This is a genomic window from Streptococcus mitis (genome assembly GCF_002096925.1).
Taxonomy (GTDB): Bacteria; Bacillota; Bacilli; order Lactobacillales; family Streptococcaceae; genus Streptococcus; species Streptococcus mitis_AF.
Genome location: NZ_NCVN01000081.1, coordinates 17,332 through 37,670 on the forward strand (window position 1 = coordinate 17,332; position 20,339 = coordinate 37,670).

The following is a 20,339-nucleotide window of genomic DNA, read 5'->3' on the forward strand; positions in this document are numbered from 1 at the left end:
AAAAAATCCAATCGTGCTTAGTTTTTCCTAAATTTACTTACCATTTTTTCACATTCGCTCATCATATTTTTGTATTTTCCAAACAAGTTATAAAAAATCAGATTTATGAAAAAAAGAAAGCTTAAAATCAAGCTTTCTTTGCAATCATTTTTTCTGCTTCTTGTTCTAAAAATTGTTCTAAGATTTTCTTAGTCAAAGTTATTGCAGCAGACAAGGCTATAGAAACAATCAAATAATTAGCTACTAAGCCGTGATCTCCAACCAATGGCGGTTTTGTCAAGAATCCGTAATCTCCACCTGTTACTAAATTAACCACAAAAATCAAGGCATTTAGTGCAAAGGTCATGAGAAAAATTCCCTTCACATCCAGCAATCGCGCATTATACTGTCTCAATAGATAAACTAGAGAGTTCCCCAAGAGTGCTAAGTGGCCAAAGATAAAGGATAAAATCGCAATATGTGGGAAAGGATAGGCATCTGGAACTGGATAAACAAAGGCCGCTAATGTCCCAAATGTTCCTAGTAATGCAAAATACTGCCGATATTTGGACTGACCAGGAAGCAAAAGCACCACAAACATAGCCATACGACAATGGTAAAAAGGTAAGCTTTCTGACAGGGGCATATGATTGACCCAGTACCAACCATAAAGGAGGATCAGCTGAACGGCCTGCAAGATTTGGAAAAATCGTTGGCAAACCTTCTTTTCACGATAACGATAGGCTGTATAAAAGGTCAAAGCTAAAAGCGTAAATAGGCTAACATACCAAAAAAGGTCAAATTTAGGTGGTTCTGTTGCTTGGGTCGTAAAGAAAATATCCCATAAATTCATCTAGTCTTCCTCATGATTCAAAATTTTCCTGCATTTTATTATACCATGCTATTTGTCAAAAATGGATTTAGAAATACGTAAATGTTTGACAAAATCACTTGGCTTCATTTTCTAAACTTTCTACCAACTTGGCTAGATTCATAGAGTTAGAGCCTTTGAGTAGGATTTGGTCATTGACTCCAAGGCTTTCTTTGACCTGCTTGACTAGGTCTTCAAATTGGTCTTGGTCTTCTGTTTTCTTGAAGTAGTAAACGTGGCCGATTGGGAACATTTGACTAGCCAATTGGGCTAATTCAGCAATGTCTTCTCCATAGAAAATAACGGTATCAAGCACATCAGGCGAGAGGCTCAAAATCATCTGGTTATGAAGTTGAATAGACTGGTCACCAAGCTCCTTCATATCCGCCAAGACAGCAATTTTCTTGCCACCTTCATTGGCTGGAATGGCAGAGAAAGTCTCCAAAATCAGCTTCATAGCAGTTGGATTGGCATTGTAAACATCTGATAAGATATCTGCTCCATTGGCTGCTTTCTTCCACTCGGTACGGTTACGCGTCAATTCAAGATTTTGGAAAGCCAAACGGATTTGCTCCTTTGAAACTCCTTCTTGTAGGGCAACATAGGACGCAATCATGGCATTGGTCGCATTGTACTTACCAGTCACTGGTAAGTCAAGAGCCTGCTCCAAGAAATTAGCCTTGAAAGTTAAGCTATCCTTACGTTCAATCAAGTCAGTAATTTCAAGTTCTGCACCTGGTCCGAAACGAACGACTTTTTGCTCAGTAGGTAGATAGTCCTCTACAATAGTGTCAGCTGGCGCTAAAAGCAAGGAACCAGGTGCCATCCCGTCTGCAATTTGCATTTTTCCTTTAGCAATCTCAGAACGGTCTTTGAAAAAGGCCAAATGGGCTTCGCCAACCAAGGTCACGATGGCTGTTTTGGGACGAGCCAATTCAGACAAGAGATGAATATCTCCCAAGTGATCCTGCCCCATCTCCAAGACCAACTTTTCTGTTCCTTCAGGCATGTGGAGAACTGTGTAGGGAAGGCCAATCTCGTTATTGTAGTTGCCTTGTGTTTTGTATGTTTTATAGGTTGTTGATAACAAGTGCGCTAACATATCTTTGGTCGTTGTCTTGCCATTTGAACCTGTAACAGCAAAGACATCAACAGCCATTTTTTCAAGATAGTAAGATGCTAGAGTTTGAAAAGCAGTAAGCACATCATCTACTAGAATATAGGGATGGTTTGCGATTTCTTTCTCAGACAGGGTTACAGCAGCGCCCTTTTCAAATGATGTTTCGATAAAGTCGTGACCGTCACGCGCACCTTTGAGGGGGACAAATAAATCTCCTGTCGCAATCAGACGACTGTCAAACTCAGCTTTTTCTAGGTGGGTGTCCTCAAAGATACTGATATCATTTTTAGCTCCTACAACTTGGGCCACTTCATGGATTGTTAATTTCATTTCTACTCCTTTAAAAAGGGTCGAAGCTCGAGAACTCTAGTCACCTTGCAGTGATGGTTCTGGCTTCTACCCCCTCTTTCATTTTATAGCAAATGCGCTTCGCGCTTGTCAAAACTTTCCTTGGCAAGGTCAACCAATCGCTCGATTAAGTCTGGATAGCTGATTCCCATATTGTCCCAAAGTAGTGGGTACATAGACCACTGGGTGAAACCTGGCATGGTATTGAGCTCGTTGAGGAAAATCTCTCCCTTATCTGTATAGAAGAAATCGCAACGAGATAGACCGAGCCCACCAATGGCACGGAAGGCAGTTTCTGCATTTTGACGCATGACAGATACCACATCATCACTGATTTTGGCTGGGATGTCCATAGTAATCTTGTTGTCAATATACTTGGCATCGTAGTCATAAAAGGCAACATCCTTGACTACTTCCCCTGGAAGCGTGCTTTTGACATCGTAGTTGCCCAAGAGACCAACCTCGATTTCACGGGCATTTACCCCTTGCTCAACCAAGACACGGCTGTCATATTGGAAGGCAAGTTTCAAAGCTTGACGGAGTTCCTCTTGGTTTTCAGATTTAGAAATACCGACACTAGAACCCATGTTTGATGGTTTTGTGAAAACTGGATAAGACAATTTTTCTTCAACTTCGGCAATTTTAGCAGTCACATCATCGCCTTCAACGATGGCCACATAAGGAACTTGGGCAATCCCGACAGATTCTAAGACACGCTTGGTCGTGATTTTATCCATGGCAAGACTAGATGACAAGATGTTACAACCAACATAAGGCATTTTCAAAACTTCCAAGAATCCTTGAACTGAGCCATCTTCTCCCATCGGACCATGAAGAACCGGAAAGACCACTGCCCCTTCTTCGTAGATGGCACTTGGTGCAACTTGCTTATCCCAATCAATGGTTTCATTGGTCATAAGACGATCCTCTTGACCTGGAGTCTGGCTAAATTCTTGCGTTTTAATAAAGTCACCTGACTGGCTGATGAAGAAAGTCTTGACTGTGAAACGGTCGTAGTTGACCGCACGCATGACACTTTCAGCTGAAAGAACAGAGACTTCACGCTCTGCACTACGTCCACCGTATAAAAGAATAATCGTTTGTTTCATATTATTTGTTCCAATTCTAATAGAATACTCGTTCTTTAGTATATCATATTTGCTTCTTTTTTGAAACTTGTATCTAAAAAAGCCCATGTTTAATAAGAGATAGAATTTTACCTATCCACCACTTGAGCTTCAAAGTGTGCTGGCTTGTCGTCTACATTGGTGATGGTGATAGTGTAGGGGTCTTCTTCCGTCACCCCAAATACTTCCTTTATTTCCCCTTGAAGCACTATTCCATCACTTTCTAAATAGATACTTTTACTCTTATCATTTGGTAAGTCTCTGTGCTCTGTTCCATCTTTAGAGATAATAATCTCAGTTATTGACTGCTTCTCAACATTATAAACCGTGTTACTTCCTTTCATCCCCCATCCTTTTCGGCCAGATAATTTTAATTTAGCCTCATCTTTTTTTAAAAAAATCAATTCCGAATTATACTCCCGCTGCTCTGTTTTAGAAAAAACTTTCAATTCAACACTTTGACCTGGTTGCAGAGTATACTTACCAAGATTTTGTGCCCATAGATTAAAGAAAAAAATAGCCGCTAAAACTACAACAAGTGTTAAACTACAACCTAAATTCCAATTTGATTTTCTCTTCAAGTTCATTTGTAGCTCTCCTTATAGTCATTAATTCCGTCTTGAATCATCTTAGCATCTCCTGGATTATCTCCATAATTTCCATTAATAATGTTCTCTAAATATTTCAAAGGATTCTTATCTGACCATCCCTGAGCCACTCCTGCCCCAACTTTCAAATATGCATCACTCGATTCTAAGTAACCTTTACCAACATAGCCAAAGAGATAATTTCCCAAATAATCAGACTTCATCCCTTGTTTCGACTGGCGTCCCCAGAGTGAGAACGGATAATCTTCTCTGTATGTTCGGTTTTTTAAGTCTAGCGGTTTATTAGAATTAACCAAATCTATAAATGTTCCATTGTCTCCAATCTCATTTCCTATAGCAATCGAATTATTGACTCTTCCATTATCACCAGGGCTTTTCCATATACTTCTTCCCTTTTGAATCAAGTCGTATTTCTTTTTATCCTCTATTTTTTTGACATCTAATACATCGTTTCCCATATTTTGCGTTACTACTTTTATATTAATTTTTGATGTTAACGATTTGTAAAATTCTTTTTCTATATAATTCATCTTATCCTGGATTATTGGATTTTCTTTTCCCAAATCATCACCCATCTTTTTTCTCTTCTTCCAATACTCCTCAAACACTTCTCTGTTATTATAAAAAAATAATCTTCATAAGCTTTGACGATTAAGTCTACTTTTCCCATAGAAGCTTTGTTGCTCTTTTTTATTATTTCAACTTTTTCTTTAAGTTTCTCTGGATTAGCTCTATTGGTAGCCTCCGATTTCAATTTTTCTGTTACAACTTGAGGAAATTGTATTTGAGGATGGTGATGTACATAAGATTCTAAAATTTGAAACTCCTTATCGCTAAGTTCTTTTCCATTTTCCAACTTATCTAAGATTTTCTGGTATTCTTTATGCAAATCCTTAGCTTTCTTAGAAGAATCATATTTTGCACTCTCAATCTTCATATCCTTCATCTTCTGTACCCAGTTCATATCCACACCGTCCGCATAGTAGTTACCATCGCTATCAACAATAATTTTACTCAGTTGCGTGGCTCCTTTGATGGCTAAGCCAAGGATTTCTAGACTATCACTGAAATACTGGAAAACCTGTGAGACAAAAAATTCTAGTTTTTCAATCTTATCGTCCAAATCCTGAATACCCGACTCGATTTGAAACTTGGTATTGTAGAGGATGGTCTTCTCAGAGAAGGCTTTCCCCCAATTGAGACTAAAGAGGTCTGTAATTTGATTTAGCCAGCTCTCCCTCACTTGAATATGAGCTTCTACGATAGCTAACTGCTCTTCCCTCAGCTTTTTCAATTCCTTAAGCTGGTCTAGGTCCAAATCACCATATCCAGAGACCTGAGCATCCGCATGTTTGTAGGAGGTCAACTCTAGTTGGATATCATCTATCGCTGCTTGGAGCTTTTTAATGCTGGGGATGATAATCTCTATAAAGAGACCTTTACCAGCTGTGTAGGCTGCCCCTGTCAACTCACCTGAGTCTAAAGAGGAAATCAGGTGATCACATCCACTAGATAAGCGGTCTGTGACTTCATTTGCGACTCGGAGGTTGTTAGTCATGGCCTGAATCAATTCTTGGGATTCTTGTGCGCTGTATTTTACTCCCATGGTAGCCGATTCCTTTCCGCTATCAGTTCTTCTCTGGCTTCATCGAAAGAGCGACAAGCCTTTACATTCGTTTTTTCAAACTTCTAACCTCTGTTCTTAACATTACATAAGTCAACAATACTTGAAGCCCAAAAAGTACTAAGCTCCCCCATATTGATAATATAGGTAAAGACATAGTTATTGCCAGCAGATTAAATTCAAACACAAACCATATTATAAAAGTTATAATATGAAATCGATAACGATAAGGGAGAATAAACGTCCGTTTAAAGAATTTTCCCATTAATACCAATAACAACCAAATTAACAAGCAAATTAAATAAAGCTCGACTGTTAGCAAAGGATACTGAGAAACTGGTAACCTTAAATCTTTAGGATCAGAATTTTGCAATGATAGGGTAACAGCAAGGAGCATGAAATTTGCACCTATCGGAAATAACAGACTAAGAATAAAAGTTTTAATACCAAACCAAAAAGAGGGTTTCCCTTTCTTAAAGGCTTTCCCAAGTTTATTATAATAATCTTTTTTCTGATACTGTAAAAACCCATCATCTAATAAATTTAAACTCTCCTCAAAACTTGCTTTAAAAATTGATTTCTTCATCCTTTTCACCCAAATCCAAGTGCCTTACCAAATCCACCTATAACGTTAGATATATTTTTAACAGTACCTTTTATACCTTTACCAACATCATCTATCATCTCTTCCGTTCCTTAAGATAGACAATACTCCCCAACGGTAATAATTCTTTGTTTTTATTATTCATTTTTTAATAACTCCTTGTGTTTTTTTAAATATTTTTTTCCATACCATTCTTCTACTGCCTTACCTTCCCACTTACGATATTCCTCAAGATATTTTAATTTTTAGTAACCTGGCAACATATAGGGAAACATGGAATAAATTTCAAAAGCAGAGATCAGTATATTGTAAACTAGGAATAAAAATAAAACACCCCAAAAGTTAGACAGAAAAAAACTAACTTTTGGGGTGCAGTACAAAATACTGATGTAAAGGTAATTGTAAGATTTTTTCACTTTATCTGCTAAAAGAAAAAATGGAATAAAATTGTCCAAAATAGACTTTTTCAACTTGGAGTAGTTACTTTTTATATCATCTCACAATTCTTTAGGTATCTTATTTTACTAATACAAAACAATAAATTTAATATTCCTTTACCCACTATATTGTATAATAAATTACTCACTTATATCACTATAACCAACTAATAATTCTAAATAATTTAACCCATCTTTTGGGAAAAAATGGTAAAAAGGAGTTACAATATCAAAGTCATTTTCTTCTAACGAAATCATTAATTTTGCAAACCCTTGTTCTGTCATCGTATAGAAATTTCCTTTGACAACCGTTTTTAGTAAATTTTCAATTTCAAAGTAAGATGAAAATTCGTACCCATCTAGGTTACATATAGTATTCGATATCGGCATGAACATTTCAACATCCATAATCTCATCTAATGGCGTATTATTTAGACTGTAAAAGAATGGCCCCTCTAAATTATATCCTGATTCAACAATTCCTGAAATGAATTGATCTAAATTAGCCTCCATCTGACTATAATGAAACTTCATTCTTTTTTTTACAACATTTTGAAACGAAATATGATTAATTTTCACAACATCTATTGGTAACTTCATTTTATTTTTTCAACCTCACAATACAAATCTATAACTTTATCTCCATAAAGATCTAAAATTACATGAATTATATCAATTAATTTATAGCCTAATGTACTAATCTTTTCTTCGATTTCGTCATAAGGAATAGGTTCTTCTTGGTCGTAATGGCGGTAATAAAAATCAGTAATCAAATCTAAAGACTCTTGAAAGAAAATATTTGATCTATTTTCACCCCTTAGTTCAAGTTTATTTCCAACAGTTGTGAATACTAGTACATCTTGTTCCTCCTTTTGTGGATTATATTGGTAAAATATAGGTCCATCTGTATAGAATCCATTTTCTATCATCTGAATTTTAAATACCTTTGAATCTTTTGATAGTCGTTCAAAAAAATCCTCTTTGGGTTCCAAAGATAAACTAAAACCAATCAGATTTTGCAAGCTTAATTCCCTTGTTTTGAATTTCATTTTTTATTTTTCCTTTTTTTTCTACTTTTATTAATAATTGAATAAATTTTACTTCCAAACATATCAAATACTATTGTATAAAATAAAATTCTTACTCCCCACACTAGCCAAAATGGATATTTTATACCTGGTTTAGAATATCCTAAATTATAGGCAATTACTATAAAGGATATAAAAACTGTAATTTCTAATAAAATACGATGCTTGGCTTTTTTCAGGCTAAAGCCTTTCAACCAATCCCACAACAAATCCCACAACGTCGGATTATTCTCAGGTTCATCTTCCCAGTATTCCTTGCTTTTCGTTTTCAAATACAAGAGGTAGGACACTTCTGTCAGCAACTGAGTAAAAGCATAGCTGAATAATATGCTTAAGGATACTCCTAGCACCACTCCAAAATAGCCAGAAAGTATAGCTCCTAGCATGGAGCAGGCGAAGATAATGTAGATCGAATTTCTACTATACACACTAGATTTTGCAAAATAATTCCCAATTGTCCTTTTCTTTGAAAATCCTGCTTTAAGTTGTTGTTTGAGCCAAAAATAATTATAAACAAAACCGGCGATCACACAAAGAATTAGAAACGGGATCACTATCTCAGCTCGCTGATTGTATTCTCTCAAAGTGTGTCCAGAATAAACTAAAATAATATACGCTAAGAGAATTAAGGACAGAAAGATCCCTGTGTAAGAAATCAGCAATAAAATTGTAGACTGAATTTGCTTTTTATATATGAAAGAGCCAGTCAATGGAATAAAATTCACAATTACTAGATAGATAAAATAGGCAAAAATAAAACTATAGAAATAATTACTGAATGGATTTATTCCATATCCCTTAGATAGATAAAAATATTGAAACAGCAAGAAGATTGCAAGTAAAAAAGCTCCTGCCCAAGAAATAACCATCATATTTGCTGAAGCGCGTGTATTGGCTAAACTTTTAAAATAATCCATGTTAGATTGTTCATTTTTTTTATGAGTTTTTCTCGTATTATCCACCTAGCAATCCTCCTAGCCAATTTCCAAGATCCTTAGCTTTATCCTTCACGAAATCAACAGTAGTCTTACCGCCTAAGAAAGGAATATGAACATCATTTAAAACATAATTAGTAAAAGCACCTACACCTGCACCTACTACAGTCCCTAAAGGTGGTAGGAAGGCACTCCCTATAGCTGCTCCAACTCCCGTCGCTGCTGCGCCTGATCCGATATCAACAGTTGTATCAATAGCAAAATCTCTAACTTCTTTCGCTGAAATACCATCTTTAACATTGATGTTTTTATACCAGTTATCCTTTACATTCCATGCTGTTAAGAGTATTCCTGCACCCTTAGCAGCCATACCAAATTTTCCTACGTCTTTCCATCCTTTAAAATCATTTAATGGATTTACTGCTTCCTTTAATCCACTCCATCCGGCTTTACCCATTTCTTTAAATCTAGCAACGCCATTTAGATTTCCAGAGTAATGGTAGTTTTCTAGATCTAATCCCGACGCTTTTTCTAGCGCTTTTCCATTGCTATAACGGTAAGATTGTTTATAAATAAATTTATTTCCCCATCTCATCCTACCTTTATTGTCCACTGTGATTTCAATTCCGTTAAGAAATACCTTAGCTCCTCTATATGTAAATACAGCCTCGGTTCCACTTTTAGCATCACCTAAGATCTCATTCCAACTGGGAATCCCAAGGATTGAAGCCGCCTCCTCTTTAGAAATTTCTTTGCTATTTCTTCTATGCTCTTCTTTTACAGCCTCCTTAACATTTTCCGGTAATTCCCTATTCGAATATCGATTCTTATAAGCATCGATTTTTTTAACGTCATCTTCATTAAGCTCTTTCCCGTCTTTTATTTTCTCAAGAACCTTCTGATAATCTTCATCAATCTTGGCTTTCTTATCCCATTCACCTTCGATACTCTTAGCCCAGTTCAACGTTTTTCCAGAATGTTTGGGGAATGTCCCTCCGAAGCTCGCAAAGTCACCTGTGACTTGTTCGAAACCTTGAAAAACTAAAGTCTGTAAGCTTTCTGAATCCGAAAAATGACCACTAGTAGAACTCGCAAACGACTGTAAGTTTTCTAATTTCCTTTGTAACTCATCTCGCTTACTCGTCGCATTTGAGATAACTCCTCGAACATTACTTATATATATATAGGATTGACGTCCTTTAGATTATATAAACTATATAAAATAGATTCATAAGTCGAAATGGTTGTATTCTTCGCTTCAATTTGCTGTTGAAGTATCTCCTCATCTAGACTTTCTCCACCGACTTGTGAATAGTAAAGAGTCGGTAGTTCACCGGCTTTTCCTCCTAGACTCTCTGAAAAGAGGATAACTCCTCTAAGTAGGGGAACCATTATATTTTCCGCATAGGACTTAGCGCTATCATAGGCTGCCCCTTTCAACTCCTCCTCTGTAATCAAATTATTAAAGGCACTAATGACATCGTTATAATAATTCACACGGCTGCTTAATACACTATTTGCTGTACTGCCCTGCGAATCTGCTGAGCCTATATCTACTTTAATCCCCATTCTTCTCCTCCTTCTCCTCATTTTGTAATTCAAGACGGCGTTGTTGAAAAAGAAGTTCCTCTTTTTCACCCTCTAGCTTGCTCATTGCTTTTTTTAATTCTTCTTTCCTCTCAGAGATAAAATCATCAAGTAGCTGTTCATTCCTTTTTAACATCTCTATATCTTCAAGACGATCCATCTCATCTTTAACTGATAACGGATAATAGCCTAATTCTCTATATGGAATGAAGTTCGTTTGACAAAGATCTAAGATCTCCGTCGCAACGGAAAGAAACTGATTTCTTTCTTCTTCTAGCTTTGATAATTTCGTTTGAATCTGTTGAACACTACATTGAATATCTTCTAATTTTCTAGTTTTTTCCATCCTCACTCCTTAAACAAATTGTTTTGAGGAACAAATGACGGATTTGTGTATGGCGAAGATAGACCAGTTGTCCCCTTATTTTGACTCGACGGTAAATTATTCTGCCACATTGTACTTATATTCTCATCTACTACTTCGAATTCATTTGCGACACCATGAATTAATTTTACGAATTCACTTATTTTTGATTGAATATTTTGAGCAATAGATGCCTCATTTATGATCAATTTTCTTCCTACCGTATTAGCGGTATAATAGCTTGTCTTATCTCTAGTAACTGTACCGGCAGTTGTAATGCTATTGCTTGCTGATACAATTCCAGTTGCAATAGTACTTGCCTTGCCTTTTTCACTTTTTACTTGTCCCATGTTCAATAACCTTTTCAATTATCCTTTCTACTATCAAATCGTCAAGAGACAGGGTTGAATCTTAAGTATCAAATAATATTGTTACTTATTCTTACTAATTTTGAGTTTGATGATTTCTTTCCGAGAATGTAAATAAACCTGATCGGGATCTGGAGCCACATCTCTGCTATATATTCCTTTATCTAAGAAGGTTTGATCCATTAGGCGCATACCAAAGATAACCCATTGGACATTTGTTTTGAGGTATCTTGGAATTGGGTCAACGCTTGTTCCAATATAAGTATAATCTGTACCAATAATAAACCTCATCCCTACTCGATACCCATTCTCAAACATAAATTGAAGCTGTTGAACATTTAAATCGCTTTCGGATACAAGTGCTCTCATATTTGGTATAAAAACAATCCACTCAGATGAGATTCCTTTTTCAAGACGGCGCTCTATTTCGTAGATTAGCTGATTTCCTATGTCCGATACTTCCTTTTTACTTCCAACATAGGTTTTCACCTGATTACTATATGATTCATATTCTTGGAAAGCATCAATCAACATCATATGAACGTTAGGCATTTTAAGAATAGTTCTTAATAAATGATGAGTTATATTATCAAAAGCATCTTCTGCATTTGATACATAAGCCATGTGTTTAAATTTGCTAAGAGAAATATTGACACTTCCAACCATTTCTAGCTCCAAACCGATAGGAATCTGACCATTCTCAATAGCTTCTTGTACACTAGGCAATTTCAAAAATTCTTCCACCATCAACTCCTCTGGTACCATCGGGATGGTACTTGGGCGCTGGCCTGTCCAGGCTTCTTGGAGGGAAGCCACTTTCTGACGAAGGTTATTGAGGACTTGGTTTTCGTTGTCTCCAGAGACTGGGAGTGCCAGCTGGATGACATCCACGTCTTCACGCTTCATGAGAGCCCGTCCCTTGATATCTTCCATGGTCATGGCAAGGGAGGTAGAGCCCACAATCGTCCGCACTTCACTAGTTTCATTTTGTGGTAGGCTCAACTGGTGCTTGAAGGCAGAAATTGCCTCATTATAGGATGCTATTCTAGCTTCCCCTACCCTTAATCAACAAGAGAGCCACATCATGAGGGTGGAACTTGACGGCAAGAGACAGGATCTTTTTGTAAATAGCAGAGCAGATAAATAATCGAAAATATAGAATTTTCAAGGTACTAGAAAGAAAACGTTCTCGTTCTATTATACCACAATATCAAAACAATCCTCGTCCCATAGGAACAAAGCTATATTTTTGTATCATGAATTTAGGCTTATGACCACGCTAATTCATCTTACGAAATGGAACAGACAAAAAACGAGGAGTTTCTTTAATGTCAAAACAGCTCCTCGTTTTTGATTTTTATTTAAAGTATAGTGATTTCTTCAACAATCTCTAAAAATATAGCTTATTCGAATTTTGTTACACTTTTAATGGTTTTAAAATTTTGTTTACTTCCAAGTTCAAGTTATCCACTAAATAGAGAGTTGAGAGTATAAAAAAGAGAGAACGAATCTCGTCCTCTCTCGATGTTCACTTCTCATCAACACACTACAGTTGATAAAGAGCCAAAGAACAAATAGTTTTACAATTTTAATATAGATCCCCTACGAATGAAAGTTAGTAAGTTTATTGTTTTGGAAATAAACCTATAAATTAAATTATACCTTCAATTTTGGATATTTAATACTATCCTTTTGTTTCTTGAATAATTCTTGTAAATCATCCTCTTTTTCCGAATGATATCCTTCGAATATCACCTTTTCAATATTCTCTTGATTAAAATATAAAAGTTCTTCATTTGCTGCCCCTGTTGGATATAGGCATGCTACATAATCAAAATAGCCAATTGTACCCTCTTGATTGTACAATGGAAATCTACCTATAATCATCACATCAATCGTTCCATTATGAAGGCGAACAACAGTACCAATAGGTAATAAATTAGACATTTTTCTCTCCTTTTTCTACTATTTTAATGATTTTTAACCATCTATTAAGTTGGTAATCAAATTTGAACATAAATATCACTAAAAAACTAACCGCCAAAAAGAGTACGGCAATGGTTTCATTTCCAAAGACAAACAAAAGAGTAGCGATTACAGTTAGGACTCTAAAAAGATTAAGAAGACATTTAAAGTACCCTCTTCTTCTCTTCAAAGATCTGACAAACTTCTTACTCTGTTCCCCATCCAACTCTGATTTTTTTAATTTTAAAGTTCCGTGGTAAAATCTGATAATCAAAGCGGCCAAAAAATAAGATAAAACGCCTAAGATCGTAACCGTCCCAACTCGGACTAACTGATTATTAAATATTCCTGCTTTAGCCAATATATCAGAAATTTTATTTATAATGTACAGCGTAACAGGCAGTAGAATATAAGACCAGTAATTAGGAGAAGATGTTTCCTCTAGCAATACCTTATTCTCCCAATCAAAATGATAATTTTTGCTCTCCCATATCCCTAAATTAATAATTGTTTCCATATATAAATCCTTTTAATTAAATACACTACCTAATCCCGAGAAAAATCCATTAACTGCATCTCCCGCACTATCCCATATTTTCTCAGCTGTATCACCAACAGATTTCATCGTATCACCTACTACTTTCTTTGTACCATCCCAAACATCACCAGCAAATTCCACGACTTTATCCCCATATTTATCATATAGATAATCAAATACCATTGACAATCCTACACCAGCAAAGAAACCAATCGGACCACCTACAACACCTAAAGCTAATTGAATCAGGAGATGCCCACCTGTCTTAATTGCTGCATCTCCAACATCTTCGCCACTGTATAACTGTGTGCCAAAATCAATCGCTGATCCCAATCCATATGGTAAAGCTTTCGCAAATTTAGCGCTCCCTAAGAATCCATCTAATTTATTCACTAACGGTATTACACAATCTCCAATTTTCTCAATGCTTTCTCCCACCATTTTATTAACTGTAGAACCAGGTGCAGTTGATAGAAGTGCACTCAATCCATATTTCGTTAGTGTATTCCCAATCTGTGATTTTAAGCCATTGATTAAATATGGAACTTGATATGGAAGCGTGTAAGAGGTGTAATGTTCTGACACTAACTCAGACCATTTATCACTCAATTTTGAAGTGATACTTTCCTTTAAAAAATCTACAGACTTATTCTTTAGATCATCCGGAGAAATATTTATACCATTTTGTTTAAGGAAGTTAAAAACACTATCTAAAGCTTCTTCACCAATTTCTCCTCTTTTATATGCCTCTGAAGTATCTGATATCATTTTTACAATGTCATTGATTTCTTTTTCAACATAATTCTTCAAAGCATTATTCACACTATCAGGAAGATCCCTTCCATAGCGTTTTTGATAAGCTTCGAGCACTTTCACATCATCCTCAGAGAGTTCTTTGCCATCCTCAATTCTTTTGAGAACCTTCTGATAGTCTTCATCAATCTTGACTTTCTTATCCCATTCACCCTCGATATTCTTTGCCCATCCCAGAGTATGCACAGAGTGCTTGGGAAAAGTACCACTAAAACTTGAAAATTCTGTTTGGATTTGGCTTAATCCCGTTTGGAGATTTTGAGCTAAGTTATCAACTAAACTACTACCTTCCCCTGCAGAAAAAACTTCATTAGAACTTCCAGCAAATAGATTTAACTTGCGGAGCTTATCCATTTTTTCATTTCTTTGTCCAGTTAAAGAATCCATGCGGTTTAAAAGACTACTTAAAGTGCTTGTACTTGTGGATTCGTCTCCAACCATTGCATAGTACATCCATCTAATACCGTGAAGACTAGCTTCAAGGCTACGAATTTCACTTTCAAGTACCTCTGAATCAAGATCCTCACCGCCAACTTCTGATTGATATTTTGATGGTAGCTTTGGAACAGCTTCACTCACTAATTCTGTATACATGATGGCTCCCTTGAGCAAGGGAGTGATTACATTCATACCATATTGTTTACCACTATCATAGGCTGCCCCTTGCAAATCTCCTGCATTATCAAATGCTGATAATGCAGAAATTGCCTCATTGTAGGAAGCTATTCTAGCTTCCCCTACGGAAGCCATTGTCTGACCCTGCGTATCAGAAGATCCTAATACCATTTTTACCATATTACTTCTGCGACTCCTGTTCTATCATTAATTTCTTTCGAGCATGGCAGAGCTCATCTAACTCTCTTTCCAATCGGTCTTCTTGTTTCTTGATTGAATCTTTTCGTTCCTCCGACCACGCTTCAACTAATGCACCTACACTGCCTATGTCCATTATCAAATCTTGATAAGTTTGATAATCTTTTGACGATAGAGGCAATTCTAAGATTTGTCGCAATGGAAGCAAACTTTGTCGATGCATTTCAAATAGTTCATTTTCTTTTCGAGTAACTTTCTTCTTCTCCAAACTTAGTTGATTTAGAAAATTATCCAGTTCTTTTGATTTATTATCAATTTCTTCTAATGTTAGTTTCTTCATTATTCTTCTGAAAAATAGCTCCTATTTGGAACAAATGTAGTATTATTCTTTGGAACTGCACTCGTTTGAGGTAGCGCAGAAGTATTGGTATCTATGTTTGCAGCAAGCTGACTATCAACTGCTACAAATTCAGCGGCTGTACTCTGTATCCTTGAAACAAATCCATTTAAAACCTCTGCAATAGAAGACGCATACTCAGCTTCTTTAGGAATCTTCTCCGCAGCTGTACTATTTCCTGGATACTCACTCGATTGGTCTAGAACAACTTTATTTCCAGATATAATACTACTAGATGAGCTAGCAATTCCAGATGCAATAGAACTAGCTACTTCTTCTTTACTTTGTATTAGTGGCATACAAATCCCTCCAAATTAGTCATTTTTAGTAATTTTTAATTTAACGGCTTGTTTACGATCATGCAGATACACCTCATCCAACTCTAGTCGAGCCTCTCTATTATTATAAGGTTTATCTAAAAACATTTGATCCATTAAACGCATACCCAACATAACCCACTGCGCATTTGATTTAAGATATTTCGGAACTTCATGGATATTATTTCCAATATATGAATGCTCACTACCAATTACAAAATGCAATCCTACACGCAAACCATTTTTGAATAAAAAGTCCAAATCTTTTTCTGACAGACCATGCTCAACAATTACTTTTATATTTGGCATAAAAATCAACCAATCAGAGTATAAGTCTCCTTCTAGTCGGCGATTAACCTCAAATATTAATTGTTGAGCTATTTCAGAAATTTCTTTTTTACTACTAATATACGTTGACACTTTTTCACTATAAGACCTATATTCCTCCAGTGGATCTACAAGCATCACTCGTAATTTCTTACCAAAACAGAGTGATGTATTTAATAAATGATGTGTTTGATTTTCTAATGACTCAGCAGAATCAGAAAGATAAATCAAGCTTTTTAATTGATTAAACGAAATAGCAACACTCTGTACCATTTCAAACTCCAGACCAATCGGCAATTCATGATTTTGAATCGCCTCTTGAGTTGTAGGCAGATTGAGAAATACATCCATGGTCAACTCCTCTGGTACCATCGGGATGGCACTTGGGCGTTGTCCTGTCCAAGCTTCTTGGAGGGAAGCGACTGCTTGGCGCAGGTTGTTGAGGACTTGGGTGTCATTGGCTCCATAAACTGGGAGTGCCAGCTGGATGACATCCACGTCTTCACGCTTCATGAGGGCACGGCCCTTGATATCTTCCATAGTCATGGCGAGTGGCGTAGAGCCCACGATGGCTCGCACTTCACTAGCTTCATTTTGTGGTAGGCTCAACTGGTGCTTGAAGTTCGAGTAGAGTTGAGCACGAAGGTTGGACTGGCGACCCGCTGTCATCAAGAGATGTACCCCAATGCTGAGACCTTCACGAGAGATGCGCACCAAGAGCTTGAAGAGTTCTGCCTCATAGGCTTCTTCCTTGAAAGCTTCATAGCTATCTAAGAGGATGACAATAGCCGGTTCTTCCTGATCACTAGCCTGACGATAGAGTTCCAAGGTCCCAACTCCATAGTCCGCAAGCAGTTTCTTACGGCGGTTGAGTTCTTTCTCCATGATTCGTACAAACTTAGAGATCTTCTCCGTTTGGTCCAGAAGCATGGTATCCGCTACCTGAGGAAGCTTAGACAATGGAGCCAAACCATTGGTCCCAAAGTCCATCAAGTACATGGTAAGGTCCTTAGGACTGAACTTACGAGCCAAGTCCATACCTGCAGACTGAAGGAAGGTTGTCTTTCCGGTACCCGGACTTCCATAGAGAAGGACATGTCCGTCCTTGGCGAGATTGATAGAGACGGCTTCCTGCTTCTGAGCCTGCGGGATATCTGCCATTCCAAGTAGAATTGAGAGTGATTTCTCTTGTGCCCAGGCTATTGCTGGTTGCACTTCTTCCAGCTCCTCTAGCGCAATGCGCTCCTTAAGTGGTGGCAACCATGGCTGTGGTACTGGAGGAATTTCTTGTTCTTCACATAGGAGATGGATATTGTGCACAATAGCATCTAGCTCTGTCGGAACTTCCTTGATTTCGTCCGCATCCTCTAAGCCCGATAAGTCTTCGTTTAGGATTTCATATTGCCCCAATTCATTGATCAGGTAGATGGTATGGTCTTCAATTCCCATATCATCCTTTTCTGGCTGGTAATCTGCGCCTGACCAGGCTGACTGGAAGAGCTCATAGACTTCATTATTTCCGACTTGCAGATAGGCGCGTCCCGTCTGAGTGATCTCAGCCGCATCCGGTGTATGAAGCATTTCATTGGAGTCCGAACGATCTGCTACCTTAAGGGCAATCTTAAAGCGAGAGTTGGACCAGATCTGGTCATCTACCACACCTGATGGCTTTTGAGTAGCTAGGATCAAGTGAACACCGAGGGAACGCCCGACACGCGCAATAGATACCAACTTCTTGATAAAGTCGGGCTGGTTAACCTTGAGCTCTGCAAACTCATCTGAGATGATGAAGAGATGAGGGAGAGGTTCTGTCGCTTCTCCGTTTTTAAATTTCTTCTGGTATTGGTTGATATGGTTGACTTCGAACTCTCCAAAGAGTCGTTCACGACGATGGATCTCCGCATTGATCGAAGCCAAGGCCCGCATGGATTGGGCACCATCCAAGTTGGTAATGGTTCCCAAGAGGTGGGGTAGATTTTTAAAGAGATTGGCCATCCCACCACCCTTGTAGTCAATCAGCAAGAAAGCCACATCATGAGGGTGGAAGTTGACAGCGAGGGATAGGATGTAGGATTGGATCGTTTCTGACTTCCCTGATCCAGTCGTCCCTGCGATCAAACCATGAGGTCCATGAGCTTTTTCATGTAGATTGAGCTGAACCAGGTCATCCTGACCACGCAGACCAATCGGCACAGCCAAACTCTTGTAGGGTGCGTTCTTTTTCCAACGGCTCGATACCTGCAAGTCCTCAAAGGTCTCCGCACCATACATTTCCATAAAGGTCACGGAATCTGGAATCGAACTCTTAAGGTTTTGGAGGTGATTGAGCGGTGCCAAGGTACGGGCGATCCGCTCCTTATCATAATCTGTTGGGAAATGATCCAAGCGGAAGTCCGTCTCTTTCAAGACCCCTTCTTCCATGACCAGTTGGCCCGTATTTCGGTCCTTGATATTGATCACTGTCTGGATATTCTCAGACAAGGAACTCATGACATCCTCTACAAAGATGAGAGAACAGCCTAATTCCGTTGGATCTTCGGTAAAGAATTCCATGATAATATGGTCCAAAATCAGCTTCTCATCGGTTACTAGAACCACGTAATGAGGATGGAAGAGGGTGCTCTCCTTGTGGGATGCTTCTTCCTTTTGACTACGACGTAGTTTCAAGATTTGGTTCAAACTATTGAGAACCTGGTCTCGTGTCCGTTGATTGTAGACAAAACCGCGAACATTGAGCTCTTGCAGTTTGGCATGAGGGAGCCAACGCATCCAAGACCATTGTTCTTTTTCCTCTTCTGGCAAGATCGTAATAAACTGCACATCATGATAAGAATGAAAAGTCGCTAACTGCATCACCAAAAGCTGCAATTGTTCTAGGACGAGATTTCTAGGTCCAATATAACCAACCGGTCCATGGCTAAGGTTTGCCGGAATCGGCATATCTGGAATTTTTTTGTGACGACTATAGAGAGCGTAACCCTCTTCTTCCAGAGCATCCTTCTTACCACTGCGCTCCTGTTGACCATATTTCAAGTCATAGCTAGTCGGTATTTTCCCGAGTCCCAAACGATAGTATAAGAAGTCAAAATGTAAGGGAGTTTTTTCGTAAATCCGGTGATTGTAACTCTCAACCAAGTCCGTCAACTCTAAAATAGTTGGAAAATGATAGTGCATCCCTTCTTTTTGTTCCCGTTCCAGACGAGTCAATTCCTTTACCTTATCTTTCAGGTAAAGACGATAAAGATCGATCCGTTCCTTCTTATCAGCCTTGTACTTTTTACGATTTTTGATAAAACCACGGATAGAAAAAATCATTGTGGTTATGGACATCCCTACTGTCGCAAGAATATAGATCCCTCGAGGTTGAACCAAGGTGATCAAGACGGTTACCCCGACCATCGTAAGAGGAGGAACGATTAACTTTAACAGTTCATCACTCGGCTTCGCTGGTTCTTGACCTGGAGGGTTAATCAAGATTTTATCTTCACTTCCACGATAAATGATTCGTGGAGAGCGGTGATAATCTGGATAATCTTCATAAAAAACATATCGAGAGGGTTCTCTCAGCGTTAGTTGTCTCCCTGCTTGAGCTGGTCCCAAAACCCATACTTCGTCTGGAAAGAGCTTTATTGTCACCGCTCCTAAACTCAACTCATCTCCAAAACCAATCAATTGCTGGTCCATTTGTTCCAGATGATTGTTTCGATAAAATGCGCCTTTTAATCGAGTTAGCATCCATTGATTCTGAGATTTTTGGAGTAAGAGTTCGACATCTTCATCTAGTGTGATCAACGCACCTTTATGAGAACCAATCTGAAACTCTGATAAATCCAAAAGATCATAAACCCTTGGATCCCCTTCTCGGAGATAAAAGAGAACCTCACCCAAACGTAGACCATCTTTCAATAATCCTGCTTCGTTCTCATACTGATAAAAGATCTTGTCACCGTCAAGCTTGAGCTGAATCGGACTCTCCTGTTGAGAAAGGTAAACTTGGGCCTTTTCAGTAGCCCCAACCAAGACCGTCTTATCTGCACTCAGTTCTACTTCATAACGCAGACCTTGGCTGTAGAAAATGATTTGTTTTTTCATAGTTTCTCTCCTTGGTC

Annotated in this window: 18 protein-coding genes and 3 pseudogenes; all 21 read right to left on the reverse strand. The window is 37.9% G+C overall.

Features of this window, described 5'->3' with window-relative positions:
* Positions 1 to 127: 127 nt before the first annotated feature.
* The 21 genes and pseudogenes from B7692_RS08375 to essC all read right to left on the reverse strand — a co-directional run bounded on the left by B7692_RS08375 (position 128) and on the right by essC (position 20,322).
* Positions 128 to 832: a YwaF family protein gene (locus B7692_RS08375; protein WP_084930425.1), complete on the reverse strand. Its 705-nt coding sequence runs from the start codon at positions 830 to 832 to the stop codon at positions 128 to 130.
* A gap of 94 nt (positions 833 to 926) precedes the next feature.
* Positions 927 to 2,300: a UDP-N-acetylmuramoyl-tripeptide--D-alanyl-D-alanine ligase gene (locus tag B7692_RS08380; protein WP_084930426.1), complete on the reverse strand. Its 1,374-nt coding sequence runs from the start codon at positions 2,298 to 2,300 to the stop codon at positions 927 to 929.
* A gap of 83 nt (positions 2,301 to 2,383) precedes the next feature.
* A complete protein-coding gene (locus B7692_RS08385; RefSeq protein ID WP_084930427.1) occupies positions 2,384 to 3,427 on the reverse strand; it encodes a D-alanine--D-alanine ligase in 1,044 nt (347 codons plus the stop codon).
* A 107-nt stretch (positions 3,428 to 3,534) separates the two neighbouring features.
* Positions 3,535 to 4,032, reverse strand: coding sequence for a hypothetical protein (locus B7692_RS08390; RefSeq protein WP_084930428.1), 498 nt, complete (start codon positions 4,030 to 4,032; stop codon positions 3,535 to 3,537).
* Complete coding sequence (locus B7692_RS08395) at positions 4,029 to 4,628, reverse strand: polymorphic toxin type 44 domain-containing protein (RefSeq protein ID WP_084930429.1); 600 nt, start codon at positions 4,626 to 4,628, stop codon at positions 4,029 to 4,031. The genes B7692_RS08390 and B7692_RS08395 overlap by 4 nt, the downstream gene beginning before the upstream one ends.
* Before the next feature lie 347 nt (positions 4,629 to 4,975).
* A pseudogene (locus tag B7692_RS08400) lies at positions 4,976 to 5,659 on the reverse strand (virulence protein); the annotation flags it as partial.
* Positions 5,660 to 5,723: 64 nt separating this feature from the next.
* Positions 5,724 to 6,263 (reverse strand): annotated as a pseudogene (locus tag B7692_RS08405) (hypothetical protein); the annotation flags it as partial.
* A 596-nt stretch (positions 6,264 to 6,859) separates the two neighbouring features.
* Complete coding sequence (locus B7692_RS08415) at positions 6,860 to 7,318, reverse strand: DUF5085 family protein (protein ID WP_084930430.1); 459 nt, start codon at positions 7,316 to 7,318, stop codon at positions 6,860 to 6,862.
* Positions 7,315 to 7,767 carry a hypothetical protein gene (locus B7692_RS08420; protein WP_084930431.1) on the reverse strand — a complete coding sequence of 151 codons (453 nt, stop codon included), beginning with the start codon at positions 7,765 to 7,767 and terminating at the stop codon, positions 7,315 to 7,317. The genes B7692_RS08415 and B7692_RS08420 overlap by 4 nt, the downstream gene beginning before the upstream one ends.
* Positions 7,764 to 8,768 carry a hypothetical protein gene (locus B7692_RS08425; protein ID WP_239822387.1) on the reverse strand — a complete coding sequence of 335 codons (1,005 nt, stop codon included), beginning with the start codon at positions 8,766 to 8,768 and terminating at the stop codon, positions 7,764 to 7,766. The genes B7692_RS08420 and B7692_RS08425 overlap by 4 nt, the downstream gene beginning before the upstream one ends.
* The gene (locus B7692_RS11335; RefSeq protein WP_239822388.1) at positions 8,761 to 9,705 is read right to left on the reverse strand and encodes a hypothetical protein; all 945 of its coding nucleotides are present in this window, start codon (positions 9,703 to 9,705) and stop codon (positions 8,761 to 8,763) included. Before B7692_RS11335 ends, B7692_RS08425 begins: the two co-directional genes overlap by 8 nt.
* A gap of 209 nt (positions 9,706 to 9,914) precedes the next feature.
* A complete protein-coding gene (locus B7692_RS11340; RefSeq protein WP_239822389.1) occupies positions 9,915 to 10,310 on the reverse strand; it encodes a hypothetical protein in 396 nt (131 codons plus the stop codon).
* Positions 10,300 to 10,674 (reverse strand): hypothetical protein, encoded by a 375-nt coding sequence (locus B7692_RS08435; protein ID WP_033682143.1) that lies wholly within the window; start codon positions 10,672 to 10,674, stop codon positions 10,300 to 10,302. Before B7692_RS08435 ends, B7692_RS11340 begins: the two co-directional genes overlap by 11 nt.
* A gap of 2 nt (positions 10,675 to 10,676) precedes the next feature.
* Positions 10,677 to 11,042 (reverse strand): TIGR04197 family type VII secretion effector, encoded by a 366-nt coding sequence (locus B7692_RS08440; RefSeq protein ID WP_020902049.1) that lies wholly within the window; start codon positions 11,040 to 11,042, stop codon positions 10,677 to 10,679.
* 81 nt (positions 11,043 to 11,123) lie between these two features.
* Positions 11,124 to 12,074 (reverse strand): annotated as a pseudogene (locus B7692_RS08445) (type VII secretion protein EssC); the annotation flags it as partial.
* 642 nt (positions 12,075 to 12,716) lie between these two features.
* On the reverse strand, positions 12,717 to 13,007 hold the full coding sequence (locus B7692_RS08450; RefSeq protein ID WP_020902051.1) for a DUF4176 domain-containing protein: 291 nt from the start codon (positions 13,005 to 13,007) through the stop codon (positions 12,717 to 12,719).
* Entirely contained in the window at positions 13,000 to 13,542 is a 543-nt protein-coding gene (locus B7692_RS08455; RefSeq protein ID WP_020902052.1) for a hypothetical protein, read from the reverse strand. Before B7692_RS08455 ends, B7692_RS08450 begins: the two co-directional genes overlap by 8 nt.
* Before the next feature lie 12 nt (positions 13,543 to 13,554).
* Positions 13,555 to 15,171, reverse strand: a complete 1,617-nt coding sequence (locus B7692_RS08460) for a hypothetical protein (protein WP_020902053.1) — start codon at positions 15,169 to 15,171, stop codon at positions 13,555 to 13,557.
* A gap of 1 nt (position 15,172) precedes the next feature.
* Positions 15,173 to 15,529, reverse strand: a complete 357-nt coding sequence (locus tag B7692_RS08465; RefSeq protein ID WP_020902054.1) for a hypothetical protein — start codon at positions 15,527 to 15,529, stop codon at positions 15,173 to 15,175.
* On the reverse strand, positions 15,529 to 15,885 hold the full coding sequence (locus B7692_RS08470; RefSeq protein ID WP_020902055.1) for a TIGR04197 family type VII secretion effector: 357 nt from the start codon (positions 15,883 to 15,885) through the stop codon (positions 15,529 to 15,531). The genes B7692_RS08465 and B7692_RS08470 overlap by 1 nt, the downstream gene beginning before the upstream one ends.
* A 15-nt stretch (positions 15,886 to 15,900) precedes the next feature.
* Positions 15,901 to 20,322: a type VII secretion protein EssC gene (gene essC / locus B7692_RS08475; protein WP_084930432.1), complete on the reverse strand. Its 4,422-nt coding sequence runs from the start codon at positions 20,320 to 20,322 to the stop codon at positions 15,901 to 15,903.
* Positions 20,323 to 20,339 lie beyond the last annotated feature (17 nt).